Origin of the sequence: Bradyrhizobium campsiandrae, assembly GCF_014529705.1 — a bacterium.
GTDB classification, from domain to species: domain Bacteria; phylum Pseudomonadota; class Alphaproteobacteria; order Rhizobiales; family Xanthobacteraceae; genus Bradyrhizobium; species Bradyrhizobium campsiandrae.
Genome location: NZ_JAANIH010000181.1, coordinates 1 through 593, shown reverse-complemented (window position 1 = coordinate 593; position 593 = coordinate 1). Strand labels below are relative to the sequence as shown.

1 protein-coding gene is annotated in these 593 nt (G+C 37.4%); it reads right to left on the bottom strand.

The genetic code is table 11. The features are described 5' to 3' along the window. Nucleotides 1-217: 217 nt before the first annotated feature. The coding region (locus tag G8O24_RS47055) for a transposase (RefSeq protein ID WP_188108424.1) at nt 218-593 on the bottom strand (376 nt) is incomplete at its 5' end.

The window sequence follows — 593 nt, the reverse complement described above, 5'->3', positions numbered from 1 at the left end:
AACTTAAACAACTGGTATAAGCAGAAAACATTAACTATTTTTCTACTCTAAGTCAAGTGTTATCAATGATTTTAGGCAATTTTATTTTGAAATAAAGGCCTAATCGGGAAATAGCTCCCGGAGAATCAAGTCAAATATCTGATTTAGGGCATAACAATTACAGCCACCTTCTGTAATTTCAAAAAAGAGGCTGTTATAATATCTATTGGATCAATTTTTATGACAAAAGTCTTTGGTTATGTTTGGCTACGTCATAGCTATACAATTGATCATTCTTAATTAAAGCGAAGATCGTCCGTAATAATTTATGGATCGATGCGATAGCGGCCTTCTTGTGACTTGCAGTCTCAGAAGACCGTTTTCGTTTCTCGTAATAATCCGCAATATGACAAGGGTTTCCCGCTTTCTTAGCCGACTGAATTTGGTTTATGGCCAAGTACAGCACCTTTCTGCCAATAGCTGTCCCACGCTTTGAAATTGACAGGTGGGCCGTGAGATTGCCAGATTCATAAACTTGAGGATCAACACCAACGAAGGCATTTAATTGGCTAGGGTTGTTAAAACGTCTGATATCACCAAGCTCAATAATGATT